We start from the raw sequence: 12,775 nt of genomic DNA on the forward strand, positions 1-12,775 counted from the left end.
ATCATTCACCTTCTTTCACTTGAACCGGTTTTTCATACTGATTTTTAAACTCCTTCATCTTGCTTTTGACAGCCGCCGGCGGCTCGACTTTTGGAGCGTCCGGGTGCAAAAGCCATGACTTCACGTAATGTGTATCAGATATTTTAAACATCGGCGGTTCTTGTTCAAAATCGATTTTCATTGCGTACGGGCTTCTTAATGCAAAGGCATCGCCCTTCGGCGGATTGGTCAAATCAGGCGGAGATCCCGGTATCGCCATTAATTCTTCATCACCGTCGTTGTCAAGGCTCGGCATTGATGCCAACAGCCCCCATGTATACGGATGCTTCGGATTGTAGAAAATCTCGTCGACCGTACCGATCTCCACAATTTGTCCCGCGTACATGACGGCGACTCTGTCTGCGACATTCGCGACAACACCGAGATCGTGCGTAATAAAAATGATGGATGTCTCGATCTTTTTCTGCAGTTCTTTCATCAGCTCTAAAATCTGCGCCTGAATCGTCACATCAAGAGCCGTCGTCGGTTCGTCCGCGATTAAAAGCTTTGGATTGGCCGCAAGCGCCATCGCGATGACGACGCGCTGCCGCATCCCGCCGCTGAATTCGTGCGGATACTGGTTGACGCGGCGTTCAGGCATCGGAATTCCAACCAGGCTGAGAAGCTCTACTGCCCGCTTATTGGCCTCTTCTTTTGAGATCTTTTCATGCTTAAACAGCACTTCTGTGATTTGACGGCCGACTTTCATCGTCGGGTTCAAAGAAGTCATCGGATCCTGAAAGATCATGCCGATCTCTTTTCCCCTGATTGACTGCATTTCTTTTTCCGTTTTCGGAACCAGGTCTTGTCCGTCAAATAAAATTTGTCCGTTTTTGAAATAGCCCGGCGGCATCGGAATCAGTTTCATAATCGCCTGCGAAGTGACGCTTTTACCTGATCCTGATTCTCCGACGATCGCAAGCGTCTCTCCTTTGTCAACATGAAAGTTGACGCCGCGGATCGCCTGTACTTCTCCGGCGTATGTTTTAAAAGAAATGGCTAAATCTTTCACTTCAAGTAAGTGTTTCATCTTTCTCACTCCTTTATTTACGCAGCTTCGGATCTAAAGCGTCGCGCAGTCCGTCGCCGATAACGTTGAATGCAAACATGGTCAGACAGATAAAAGTAGCCGGGAAGAACAGGCGCCACGGATAATACTCCAATCCCTGCACACCGTCTGTAGCCATCGTTCCCCAGCTTGCAAGCGGCTGCGGAACCCCGAGGCCGAGGTAGCTTAAAAACGCTTCATAGAAAATAGCCGTAGGCACGGTTAATGTCATGGTGACCAAGATCGGGCTCATGATGTTGGGCAGCAAGTGCTTTCTGATGATGCGCGAGTTTTTCGCTCCCAAAGTTCTTGAGGCGAGCACAAACTCCTGATTTTTAAGCTGGAGTACTTGTCCACGGACGATTCTCGCCATGTTGATCCATCCCGTAATAACCATCGCCACGATCATCGTGATCAAGCCTTTTCCCATCACTACGAGCAGCAGGATCGTCATTAATAAGGAAGGAATCGCCCATAAAATATCTGCAATTCTCATCATAATTTCATCTGTACGTCCGCCTCTGATGCCGGAAACCGCACCCCATATCACACCGATCAAAACGTCGATCAGCGCGGCAGCCAGTCCGATTGTCAGCGAGATTCGTGCGCCGACCCATGTACGGACGAATACGTCCCTTCCAAGGTCATCTGTTCCAAACCAGTGCTCACCGCTCGGCGGCTGGTTCGCATTCGTTAAATCAGTTTCTTCATATTGAAAGCTTGAGAATACCGGCGCAAAGATAGCCATCAGAGCGATCAGGATCAGAACCACCAGTCCAAACAGCGCCAGCTTATTTTCTTTAAATCTCAAGAATACGTCTGTCCAAAAAGAAAGGTTTTTCTTTGAGATCTTTTCGGCTTCGCTATGGTCAACAGCTGCAGGTTCAAACATGTCTTTTGGTATTTGCTGCATCCTATTACTCCCCTTTCTTAGCGCCAAACAGTTTAATGCGCGGATCAATTAAGCCGTATAAAAGATCGACAATCAAGACGCAAAGCAAAAGAATTGCCCCGAAGAAGACGGTAACACCCATGATCACCGTATAGTCTCGGTTCGTAATGCTGGTGACAAAGTGCATGCCGAGTCCCGGTATACCGAATACTTTTTCGACGACAAACGTTCCTGTCAAAATGGACGCCGCCATTGGCCCCATATATGTAACAACCGGCATGATGGCATTTCGTATCGCATGCTTAAACGTAACGGCCGATGTGCTCAAACCTTTTGCACGCGCCGTGCGGATATAGTCGCTGCTCAGCACTTCAAGCATGCTCGAACGCGTCAAACGGGCGATAAACGCCATCGGCATCGAGGAAACAGCGATTGCAGGAAGGACAGTGTGTCCCCATGACTCCCATTGTGCGACAGGGAACACGCCCAGCTTCATTGCCAGCACGTATTGGAGAAGTGCGGCCATGATGAAGTTCGGCACAGAGATCCCGACAACCGCAATGATCATCGCTGTGTAGTCCTGCCACTTGTTTCGCTTCAGCGCGGCGATCACACCGAACAAAACTCCAAATGCCAAGGCGAGGCAGATCGCTTCCAATCCGAGTGTAAAAGAAATCGGAAAACCTGAGCTGATCAAGTCGTTCACAGTTTGTCCCTTATATTTAAATGACGGCCCGAAATCCCACTTTGCTACCGATACTAAATAATCGAGATATTGTTTAAAAAGAGGCTGGTCTAAACCATAGTAGGAATTGAGACTGGCTTCAATTGCAGGGGGAAGTTTCCTCTCGCCTGAAAAGGGTCCGCCCGGTATCGCTCTCATCAGGAAGAAAGTAGCTGTGACGATAACCCAGAGAGAAATTAACATATAAACAAGACGACGGCCTAAAAATTTAATCAATTTTACACACCTCCGAATATTCAGTCTATTAACTTCTTTTCATAAATAAAAGTATATGGGGGGAAAGTCTAAGCCCCATATACTTTCATGCAATTTTATTCAAAATGCGCGGTTTTGAAATAGATCTCACCAGTACCAGTCAGAACAAAGTCTTTTAAGCTTTCATCATGAAGATACGGCATTGTGTAGAAGTAGATCGGTGCGACCGGCAGCTCATCCATGATGATGCTTTCTGCTTCTTTCATCAGCTCGATGCGTTTCGCTGAATCAGTTTCTCTCGATGCTTTATTCAGCAGCTCTTTATACTTTGCGTTTTCCCAGTTCGTATCATTGTTTCCGCCTTCTTTGTCGCGGTATGTTTCAAGGAAGTTCATCCCGTCGTTAAAGTCTGCGGTCCAGCCTAAACGGCCGATTTGATAGTTTCCGGCATGGAGCTTATCGATGTATACATTCCATTCTTCATTGCCTAATTCGACATCTACGCCCAGTTCCTTGTTCCACATTTCCTGAACGGCTTGAGCGACTTTTTGGTGCGCTTCATCCGTGTTGAAGGAAAGCGTGATCTTTGGAAGGTCTGATGCTTTTTTCAAACCGAGCTCTTTCAAGCCTTTTTCCAAGTATTCTTTCGCCTTATCGACATCATGGTCTTTGAAATAGCCTTTATTTGACTCAAAGCCGTGGACTGCCGGCGGCACTAATCCCATCGCAGGCAGCTGTTCCGCTTGCGTGATGTTTTTGACGATCGCTTCGCGGTTGATCGCGTATGTCAGCGCCTTACGGATGTTGACATTGTTCAGCGGAGCCGCTTCAGTGTTGAATTTGTACAGGTAAACCGATGCGAACGGATCAATGTTCAGGCCTTCTTTTTTCAGGCTTGGAATCGCATCCGTTGAAATCTGGTCAAGCGGCTGTCCTACAAAGTCAAGCTCGCCTTTTTTGTACATGTTCAGACCCGTGTTCGGATCGTTGACCATCGCCATATTGATTTTCTTCAGCTTAACAGCGTCTTTATCCCAGTACTGGTCGTTTTTCTCCAGTACGATGTTTCCGCCGTGCTTCCATTTCGCCATTTTGAAAGGTCCGTTAGATACGTAGTTTTCGTCTGCGTTTGTGTACCATTTCGCATTCTTCTCTGCTACCTTTTTATTGACTGGCATATATGTGTAGAATGCTGTCAGTTCAGTAAAATACGGTGTCGGTTTTTCAAGCTCGACTTTTAAAGTCTTATCATTAACAGCTTTAACGCCGACATCTTCAATTTTCCCTTTGCCGGTGTTCGCTGCTTCCCCGCCTTTTAAGTAGTAAAGCTGATACGCATATTGCGATTCGTTTTTAGGGTCGAGCGCCCATTTCCATGCGTATTCAAAATCCTCTGCTGTCACAGGATCTCCATTTGACCATTTCGCGTCGCGGAGCGTGAATGTGTATGTTTTTTGGTCGTCGCTGACTTCGATTTTTTCGGCTGCCGCTTCAACCGGCTTTCCATCTTTACCGATTGTCGTCAATCCTTCAAAAGTCTGACGAAGCACGTTTGCAGACACCGAATCGTTTGCGAGTCCCGGATGTAGTGAAAACGGTTCTGTTTTAATGTTGACATTTAATGTGTCTTTCCCTTTGCTGTCTTTTTTACCGCCGTCACCGGAGCTTGAGCCGAAGCCGCAGGCGCTGAGGACGAGTGTGAAAATGAGCATTAAACTGATAAATGACAAACGCTTCTTCAAAGAGAAACCCCCCCAATTTCTTGTTTTTTTAGTTCCTTACTCCTGAACATTCAGATTTATCATAAAAAAGTAATAGGCCCACTTGCCATACTTTTTCCTCTGTTTCGTCTTTTCTGAATATTTGTTATGTAAGAAACCTGTAACACCGAGGTGAACAAATTCATTATAATTAATAGAATAATTTATTGCAATATTAATTTTCAATTATTTTTTTATTCAAACTATTTATGATTGTCAGGTTTTCTGCCAAATGTACAAATACACTTCTCTGTTTTAAAGCGTAACCACAAAGGAAAGTTTATGTTTTACAGGTTAAAACGTTTTACACGTATAACATTAACCATTCTTTATATCGAACCGCACGATGCCGCGCCAACTTTATTCAGCCCGGTATTCGTTTTCTTTTCCCCGACGCTGTCGACTTTCATTTAAAATTTATATATAATAAAATTATGAATAACATGCGATGAAGAAGAAGAGTACACATTTCTCCCCATTTAAAGAGAGTCCGCGGTGCTGGGAGCGGATAATGGCGAATGTGGAATGGGCTTCGGAGCAGCTGACCGAACACGGTTTAAGTAGGCTCAGCCGGAGAAGACTCCGTTACAAACGTCTAGAGCGATTTCATTTTGACCATAATGAAATAATCAGGGTGGTACCACGGTTCATTCGTCCCTTTTCTTTTAAGGGAAGAATGGGCCTTTTTATTTTGAAATGGAAAGAGGGATTCACATGAAAAAAACGATTTTTTCCGGTATCCAGCCGAGCGGCTCTGTCACCCTCGGCAACTATATCGGAGCGATGAAGCAGTTTGTCGACTTGCAGGATGACTACAACTGTTACTTCTGCATCGTCGATCAGCACGCGATCACAGTCCCGCAGGACCGGTTCGCGCTGAGAAAGAACATCCGGAACCTTGCCGCACTGTATTTGGCGATCGGCCTCGATCCGAAAAAAGCGACGCTGTTTATCCAATCGGAAGTGCCTGCACACGCCCAGGCGGGATGGATGCTTCAGTGTGTCTCCTACATCGGCGAGCTTGAGCGGATGACGCAGTACAAAGATAAATCAGCCGGAAAAGAAGCCGTCGTCTCCGGGCTTTTGACATATCCTCCATTAATGGCGGCGGACATTCTGCTTTACGGAACAGACGTCGTCCCTGTCGGAGAAGATCAGAAGCAGCATCTTGAATTAACCCGGAACTTGGCGGAGCGTTTCAATAAGAAATATAATGACATTTTCACGGTTCCGGAGGTTAAAATACCGAAGGTCGGCGCCCGCATTATGTCGCTTGCCGATCCGCTCAAAAAAATGAGCAAATCCGATCCGAACCAAAAAGCGTTCATCACCCTGCTCGACGAACCAAAACAGCTTGAGAAAAAAATCAAAAGCGCTGTCACGGATTCCGACGGAATCGTCAAATATGATAAAGAAAACAAACCCGGTGTATCCAACCTTCTAACGATCTATTCGATTCTCGGACAAGTCTCAATCGAAGAGCTTGAAGCAAAATACGAAGGCAAAGGCTACGGCATATTTAAATCAGACCTTGCTGAAGTCGTCATCGGCGCGCTGAAGCCGATTCAAGACCGTTACCACGAATTGATCGAATCTGAAGAACTGGACCGGATTTTGGACGAAGGCGCCGAACGCGCAAATCAAACAGCAAACAAGATGCTGAAAAAAATGGAAAACGCGATGGGGCTCGGCCGAAAAAGACGCTGATCCAAAAACACCTTCTGATTGTACGATAATCGGAAGGTGTTTTTCATAGAGAACAGCCGCAGCTCCGCATTCACTTGCCTCCGGATCACGATATTTCTATAATAAATGATTCAAAACACATGTCTCCAGTCCTTCATTGACCGCTTTGTCAGAAAGACAGCTCATATTTTTTATTTTTCAATATAGAATTTTTGCTTTTGCAAATAAAAAGACCGCCGCACTTCCGGCAGTCTTGATTCTTAATTTAGTTGACTTTAGACTCATTCTCAATTTCCCAAAGCTTTTCAAAAAACGGCTGTCCTTTAATCAAATTTTCACAAAAGTCCCTGTGTTTGTCTGACCATCCGTCGATTGTCTCATTGAAAAGCATGTCCCAAATTTCTTCAAATGTCATGCGCTTGATCTGTTCATACATATACGGATTCCATTCGGTGTACCAATAGGCGATCTCGGCCCGGTTTTGGAGCCCTTTGAGCTGATCGAGCGCCATGAACAGCAGCTGTTTGAGCTGGCGTTCTTTTCTCGTTAATCCTCTGACATGCTCCGGTGATAAAGATAAAATGTGGTATTCTTTGGAAGATTGCAGCTTCTCTGGTGCAAACTCGTAAGTTTCCGCTTCAACGTCCTTCACCATTTCATAAACGAGCTGCTCCTGTCTCGGGATGAGGCGGCTTTTTCTTACCGGTATTGTGTAACCGGCCGTATCGACCGCGAGAATACCGATGCCGTCCGTTACGACGAAACAATGATCAAGCTGTGTCCGCTCATGATTTTTGCGAATATATGCTTTTTGATGAACATCGTTCAATAATTCGGCCGGAAGCTCTGACAAATCATTTTCTATGTAGTGAAACAAAACAGACGACACCCTTAACAAGGGCACCTGGTCAAGCAATTCAACACTGTCTTCCTTCCGCCATTCATGAAAGTGGCAGACGTTGTAGCCATTTTCTTCTCCCTCAAACCAATTCACCCACACATCATGAAGAAACAACATTTCTAACCCCTCACTTTTAATAAAAACTGTTGTCCACAGTATAGGCAAGGGGGAAGGAATTTATTCCAAGCGGATGAGATTATGGCAATCGCCGTTAAAAAAAAGCCAAGGGCGGCAATCCCTCAGCTTTTTATTTCATATTCTTCGGATCAAGCGCATCGCGGAGTCCAGACAATGGGCAAAATCATGATGACTGAATGAAGCAATTCACACATTATTTATTCAACACGTTTGTAAAAAAGCTGTATTCTTTAGCGTTTATTTTTTCTGATGAAGGAATTGATCTTAAAGAAGACTGAAACACCCAATAAACAGATACAAACAGCATGGCAATTCCTCCTATAAAGAAAACCTTATCGCTGCCGATCAATGACGCGGTAAACCCTCCCAGCAAAGATCCAAAAGGAGCTGCTATGCTTGTCAAACTTGCGATAAAAGAAAAAACTCTCCCTATAAACTCTTCCGGCAGTATGCTTTGCAAAATGGACATGAAAATGACGTTTGTCACGCCGATGGATATTTGAGACAAACCAAATAAAATAATCGATATGTATGAAGAGGTGGCGATCGCCGAAATACTCCATAAAACCCCTGAAATGAAAAATCCGTATATCGTAAGTGATCCTATCGAGAATCGGCCAAACACTGTTGCGAATATTGAACCTAACAGTAAACCGCATGACATGGAAGCCAAATAATATCCATAGTATTCTTCTCCTCCTCTAATCGAAGAGAAGCTTGGCAAAATCACAATCGTCGCACTAAGCATGAAATTGGAAATCATCGAGCCCAAGAGGATTTTTGGAATGAGGGAATGACGAATGAGTGTAAATCCCTCTTTTATATCCGTTGTATAATTGTGTATGACTTTTTTGAAGTGGAATCGGGGCTTATGTTCTATCTCATTTTTTTGTTCTAATTTTACGCACTTAAAAAACAGCGCCGCTAACAAAAAAGTGAAAGAGTCAACTAAGTATATGCTTATAGCTCCTGCCGAAGCAATCACAATACCTGCAATACCAGTAAATATAATATCTGTACCCTGATATGAAAATGACATAATTGAGTTTGCTTTAACCAGATCTTGACTTTTGATGATTTTAGGCAGTGCGGCAGATTGCGCAGGATAAGTAAATTGCTCAATGAATACGATAAGAGGCATAATCATCATGATGATCCAAATGTTCAAATATCCACTGAAATAAAAAAACGGAATAATCAACACCAGAATAGCTTGAATGAGTTGACTCCAAACCAAAACTTTATTTAATCTGACTTTATCAACAATCGGACCTGTTAAAAATTGCAAAACAGTTGGGAACATCGTCAAAAAACCAGCTAATCCGGAATAAAATGTACTTTTTGATAAATCAAACACAAGCCACATTGCCGCAACTGTATACATACTGTCCCCAATATTGGTTACCAAACGCCCCAATATCAAGAATAAAAAGTTTTTATTTTTCAATACGCTTAACATCGTTAATACCTCTATTCATTTAACAAAGCGATTTATTTTTTTGCTACGGCGCCCATTTCCTCATCTAACAGTTCCGAGTTGGAAGACCTGCGAACAAAGTGAGAAGCCAAAGATTTACGAATGATGATTACCTTTGGTACATCACTCATCATTAACAGAAAGGGAAGATTCATTGAAAGCTAAATTTATAACCTTCCCTTTTGTTTAAATATTGCCCCTATAATACACTGCACAGATCATTTAATATTCTTCGGATCAAGCGCATCGCGGAGTCCGTCGCCTAAGAAGTTGAAGCACAGCACAGTGAGCAGAATCATCAGGCCCGGGAACAGCGGGTACCACCACGCCTGGATCATGATCGTAAAGTTCTGTGCATCCTGAAGCATATTGCCCCAGCTTGCCATCGGCGGCTGAACCCCGAATCCAAGATAGCTTAATGCCGATTCCGCAAGGATTACGGTACCGACGGAAAGCGTCGCAGCAACGATAATCGGCCCCATCGCATTCGGAAGGATGTGAGAAAAAATGATTTTGTAATTTCTTGTGCCGATCGTTTTCGCCGCCAAGACGAACTCCCTCGACCTCAAGGACAAAAATTCACTCCGCACAAGGCGCGCCGTCGTCGTCCATCTCGTCAAGGCGAATATTAAAATCAGTTTATCTATGCCCGGCTGGAAGATGGTGACCAGTGTGATTAACAGAAAGATGTCGGGTATGGATAATACAATATCCACCAGCCTCATCATAATGGCATCGATTATTCCGCCAAAGTAGCCGGCGATTGCGCCGACCACCGTACCTATCGTAATCGATCCAAGTACAGAGGCAAAGCCTACAAGTAAAGAAACCCGAGCCCCATAAAGTAAACGGCTGAAAATATCTCGGCCAAACTTGTCTGTTCCCATTAGATGTTCACCACTTGGCGGTTTTAGCTTATTCAGCAGGTTTTGCTGTTCCGGCGGGTATGGAGCGATCACCGGAGCAAAAATCGCTGATAGGATAATAATAGATAATAAAACTCCTCCAATTACCGCCAGCTTGTTTTTATAAAACTTTTCAAAAAAGATTTTTGTCATTGTCTCGGGCTTTGGTGCGACATTTTCCTGCAATGTGATCTCCGGCGAAGGTGTCGATGGATTTGGCTGTGTCATGAATCAATTCCCTCCTTCATTAATACTCAATCCGCGGATCGACCATTGCATAAAGAATATCCGCAACTAAATTCCCAATGACAACAAGCGTGGCTGAAATAACCGTCATTGCCATAATGACAGGATAGTCCCTCTGGAAAGCAGAGTCGACAAACAGCTTGCCAAGTCCTGGCCAACTGAAAATCTGTTCAGTAACGACAGCTCCGCCGATGAAAGAAGGAATCATCAGACCAAAGATCGTAATAACCGGAAGCAAACCATTTCGAAGCCCATGCTTGTACACGACACGATTTTCTTTAAAACCCTTTGCCCTCGCCGTCCGCATGTAGTCTTGTCTGAGCACATCAAGCATGCTCGATCTCGTGTAGCGGGTGAGTCCCGCCATATCTGCGGTCGCCAGAACGAATGCAGGCAAAATTAAATGATGAATGCGATCCCATAAACTAAAATCAGCATTTAGAGTCATAACGCCTCCGGTTGGAAACCATCCTAAATTGACAGCAAGAAACATGATTAGAATCAGTCCAAGCCAAAAATTTGGGACGGCAAGACCGATAAATGATGTGAATGTGATGCCATAATCCAATTTAGAATATGGCCGCCTAGCTGAAAGCACTCCAAGCGGGATCGAGATGAGGAGAGCCAAAATGGTTGAAACGAGCATTAACAATAACGTATTCGGCAGTCTCGCCATAATCAAATCGGTCACTGGCGTTCCTTTTCTGACGATTGAAGTACCGAAGTCGCCTTGAACCATATTTCCGAGCCACTTTAAATATTGAACGGGTTCAGGTTCATCCAACCCGTATTTTTCAATGAATTTTTCGCGGTCTCCCGCGCTGATGGTCGGATCCATCATCAATGCCATTGGATCTCCCGGCGCTGCTTTCATAATCGCAAATGACAAAATCGTAATGCCAAATAATATTGGAATCGACATGAGCGTCCTTCGAATGATATATGTAATCATTTTTTATCCCCTTTTTTAAAAGTCATTAAGAATGAAGGGAAGGAAGCTGCAAGCTACACTTCCCTCAAGGGATTCTCGTTATTTTTGATCCAGCCACCAGTCTTCGGCTTTATAGAAATCTTCTTTCGGATGGAATACGTAACCTTTCATATTTTTTGGCATCGCTCTATGGTAATTCGTATAATACAAGAATGTATACGGCTGATCTTCCGCCAGAATTTCGTAAATATCTTCATACGCCTTTTTATATTCTTCACGGTCCTTCAACGTTTTAGCTTCATCCAGAAGTTTATCAAGCTTTTTATTTTGATACCAAACATAGTTTAGTCCTTTTTCAGCTTCTTTCGAATGGAAAATGTTGCTCTGATCAGGGAACGTAGCAAGGCTCCAGCCCATGATCATCGCATCAAAATCCCAATTCGGCGGGTTCATTTGTTCAATTAAAGCGCTCCATTCAACAATCTGCGGTTTTGCTTGAATACCAATTTCTTTTAATTGCTGCTGAACAACAACCGCGAGGTCTTCACGTGTTTTGTTTCCTTGGTTCGTTTTAATAACGAAAGAAAACTTTTTGCCGTCCTTATCTAAAATCCCATCACCATCTGAGTCTGTCCATCCGGCTTCTTTGAGCAGTTTTTTTGCTTTCTCTGGATCGTATTCAAACGTTTTAAACTTATCTTTGTTATCCGGATAGTTCCATGAAAGCGGGCTTTCCGGGATGTTTGCGATTTCCCCATCTCCATCAAGAACTTGGTCAACGAGCGCCTGGCGGTCAAGCGCATGTGTTAATGCTTGGCGAACCTTTTTATCTTTAAACAGCTCATTTCTTTCGTTCCAGCCGATATACGTATAATTCAGACCTAAATCGGTTTCCATCTTCACATTGTTAAATTTCTCGGTCGTTTTATAGTCTGGTCCTGGCGTAACGACCAAGTAATCGACATCTCCAGCTTGAAGCTGTGACAGCGCTGCATTTGAATCCGGGATAATTTTATACGTGATCGAATCTAAATGAGGACGTCCGGCATAATAATCATCAAAAGCCTCTACCTTGACATATTGTCCTTCTTTCCATTCTTTAAATTTAAACGGTCCCGTTCCAACCGGATTCTTTCGATTAAATTCGTGTTCGCCAAGCTCGCTGATCGGTACATCTTTTAAAATGTGCTTAGGCAGAATACCGTAACTGGCAAGTGTAACATTGTAAAAATACGGATCCGGCTTCTTTAATTTAAACTGTACTTCATATTTACCTTTTTTCGTGACAGACTCTATCATTTTAAAGTTCGAGCCGCGTTCTCCGACGTAGTCATCACTCATCGGAATGCTGTAAGTAAATACGACATCATCAGCTGTCATTTCTTCACCGTCATGAAACTTGACGCCTTTCTTGAGCTTAACATCAAATGTTAAACCATCCTCCGATTCTTTTACTTCCTCAGCAAGCTGGTTCTCCACTTCAAGTTTCTCATTAACGTCTAACAAAGTGTTGTAGACCAGTCTTTCAATATCTGAACTTGCTGTATCAGTTGAATACAGTGAATTAAACAGCGTCGGTTCACCTGTGGATCCAGCAATCAGATCTCCGCCCTGCTGCGGCTTTCCGTCAGATTTGCCTTCTTTTTCGTCCCCTCCGACTTCGCCGCTGTTGCAGGCCGTTAGAAAGATCGATAAGATCAGCAACAAGCTTAAAATTGAAAATCCTGTTTTGCGTTTGCTCATTTTATGAATTCCCCCTTATTAAACTGTTGTCCTTCTTTCCACCCGATTGACCCCCGTTTTTTAAGAAGA

Annotated in this window: 10 protein-coding genes and 1 other annotated feature; of the genes, 1 reads left to right on the forward strand and 9 read right to left on the reverse strand. The window is 43.9% G+C overall.

The window, feature by feature from the left end; translation table 11 throughout:
- Position 1: 1 nt before the first annotated feature.
- From ACVC9U_RS12825 to ACVC9U_RS12840, 4 genes are all read right to left on the reverse strand, one after another.
- On the reverse strand, positions 2–1,069 hold the full coding sequence (locus ACVC9U_RS12825) for an ABC transporter ATP-binding protein (protein ID WP_075753420.1): 1,068 nt from the start codon (positions 1,067–1,069) through the stop codon (positions 2–4).
- 13 nt (positions 1,070–1,082) lie between these two features.
- Entirely contained in the window at positions 1,083–2,000 is a 918-nt protein-coding gene (locus ACVC9U_RS12830; protein WP_075753422.1) for an ABC transporter permease, read from the reverse strand.
- 4 nt (positions 2,001–2,004) lie between these two features.
- A complete protein-coding gene (locus ACVC9U_RS12835) occupies positions 2,005–2,940 on the reverse strand; it encodes an ABC transporter permease (RefSeq protein WP_075753424.1) in 936 nt (311 codons plus the stop codon).
- A 95-nt stretch (positions 2,941–3,035) separates the two neighbouring features.
- Positions 3,036–4,661: a peptide ABC transporter substrate-binding protein gene (locus ACVC9U_RS12840; protein WP_145653403.1), complete on the reverse strand. Its 1,626-nt coding sequence runs from the start codon at positions 4,659–4,661 to the stop codon at positions 3,036–3,038.
- Positions 4,662–5,118: 457 nt separating this feature from the next.
- Positions 5,119–5,341, forward strand: a binding site (T-box leader).
- A 52-nt stretch (positions 5,342–5,393) separates the two neighbouring features.
- Here ACVC9U_RS12840 and trpS point away from each other — a divergent pair.
- Positions 5,394–6,386: a tryptophan--tRNA ligase gene (gene trpS / locus ACVC9U_RS12845; protein WP_075753428.1), complete on the forward strand. Its 993-nt coding sequence runs from the start codon at positions 5,394–5,396 to the stop codon at positions 6,384–6,386.
- Positions 6,387–6,630: 244 nt separating this feature from the next.
- Here the strand turns inward: trpS and ACVC9U_RS12850 are convergent, their stop codons facing one another.
- From ACVC9U_RS12850 to ACVC9U_RS12870, 5 genes are all read right to left on the reverse strand, one after another.
- Entirely contained in the window at positions 6,631–7,383 is a 753-nt protein-coding gene (locus tag ACVC9U_RS12850; RefSeq protein ID WP_043925616.1) for a YjbA family protein, read from the reverse strand.
- 214 nt (positions 7,384–7,597) lie between these two features.
- The gene (locus ACVC9U_RS12855; protein ID WP_009328836.1) at positions 7,598–8,863 is read right to left on the reverse strand and encodes an MFS transporter; all 1,266 of its coding nucleotides are present in this window, start codon (positions 8,861–8,863) and stop codon (positions 7,598–7,600) included.
- A gap of 236 nt (positions 8,864–9,099) precedes the next feature.
- Positions 9,100–10,014, reverse strand: coding sequence for an oligopeptide ABC transporter permease (opp4C, locus tag ACVC9U_RS12860; RefSeq protein WP_075753432.1), 915 nt, complete (start codon positions 10,012–10,014; stop codon positions 9,100–9,102).
- Between the two features lie 19 nt (positions 10,015–10,033).
- Positions 10,034–10,984, reverse strand: a complete 951-nt coding sequence (locus ACVC9U_RS12865; RefSeq protein WP_075753434.1) for an ABC transporter permease — start codon at positions 10,982–10,984, stop codon at positions 10,034–10,036.
- 78 nt (positions 10,985–11,062) lie between these two features.
- Positions 11,063–12,706, reverse strand: a complete 1,644-nt coding sequence (locus ACVC9U_RS12870) for a peptide-binding protein (RefSeq protein ID WP_075753436.1) — start codon at positions 12,704–12,706, stop codon at positions 11,063–11,065.
- Between the last annotated feature and the right edge of the window lie 69 nt (positions 12,707–12,775).

This window comes from Bacillus sp. GM2 (assembly GCF_056155945.1).

Coding starts and splice junctions, on each gene's coding strand:
- ACVC9U_RS12825 (WP_075753420.1), bottom strand. CDS start 1,069: ATGAAACACTTACTTGAAGTGAAAGATTTAGCCATTTCTTTTAAAACA.
- ACVC9U_RS12830 (WP_075753422.1), bottom strand. CDS start 2,000: ATGCAGCAAATACCAAAAGACATGTTTGAACCTGCAGCTGTTGACCAT.
- trpS (WP_075753428.1), top strand. CDS start 5,394: ATGAAAAAAACGATTTTTTCCGGTATCCAGCCGAGCGGCTCTGTCACC.
- ACVC9U_RS12850 (WP_043925616.1), bottom strand. CDS start 7,383: ATGTTGTTTCTTCATGATGTGTGGGTGAATTGGTTTGAGGGAGAAGAA.
- ACVC9U_RS12855 (WP_009328836.1), bottom strand. CDS start 8,863: ATGTTAAGCGTATTGAAAAATAAAAACTTTTTATTCTTGATATTGGGG.
- opp4C (WP_075753432.1), bottom strand. CDS start 10,014: ATGACACAGCCAAATCCATCGACACCTTCGCCGGAGATCACATTGCAG.
- ACVC9U_RS12865 (WP_075753434.1), bottom strand. CDS start 10,984: ATGATTACATATATCATTCGAAGGACGCTCATGTCGATTCCAATATTA.
- ACVC9U_RS12870 (WP_075753436.1), bottom strand. CDS start 12,706: ATGAGCAAACGCAAAACAGGATTTTCAATTTTAAGCTTGTTGCTGATC.